Origin of the sequence: Halobacillus sp. BBL2006 (genome assembly GCF_000786645.1) — a bacterium.
Classification (GTDB): domain Bacteria; phylum Bacillota; class Bacilli; order Bacillales; family Halobacillaceae; genus Halobacillus.
Map to the genome: position 1 here is coordinate 1 of NZ_JRNX01000704.1, position 614 is coordinate 614.

Annotated in this window: 1 protein-coding gene; it reads left to right on the forward strand. The window is 41.0% G+C overall.

Annotated features, from left to right (window positions below):
* Positions 1 to 247 (forward strand): helix-turn-helix domain-containing protein (locus LD39_RS18570; RefSeq protein ID WP_035551538.1); only part of this gene is annotated, 247 nt, incomplete at its 5' end.
* Between the last annotated feature and the right edge of the window lie 367 nt (positions 248 to 614).

Consider the following 614-nt stretch of genomic DNA (forward strand, 5'->3'; position numbering starts at 1 on the left):
CGCGCAAAGCCTCTCGTTTCCGCTTGAGAACCGGCTGGCTGATTTTATCCTGCAGACGGCGGATGGACAGGTGTATAAAGAGAAACACGTCACTGTCTGTGACTTCCTTGGCGTTTCTTACCGTCACCTGTTGCACGTGCTGGCTCAGTTTTGTGAGAAAGGATATTTGCAAAAGGAAGGGAAGCAGTATCAGATCAAAGATCGCCAGCGGTTACGTGAACTAGCCGGGGTGTTGAAGAATGGATAATCCCACCTCATCTTTCGAGCAGGGAGAAGACTTTCTATATAAAAATATTAACAGCATTTATGTGAAATTAACTATGATACAAATTGGGGTTCCAACATCCAGTATGAAAATTAGTATTTTGTATCTGAAATCATTCTTCACCTTAAAAAATTTGCTTACTTCTTCTCCCTATTCATTTGGAATAGGGAGACTTTTTTATGGGTAGACATTATTATGCTTTGAATAGACGCATTCGCTTTCACTCTGGGGGAAGATTAATTACAAAAATTGGTTTACCTTCCTTTTGTAGGGGTACAAAGTAGCAGGAAGAGAGGGGGGAGGGTAGTGGACTGGACACTAGTTGTCATCACTTTTTTCATTATTTTTT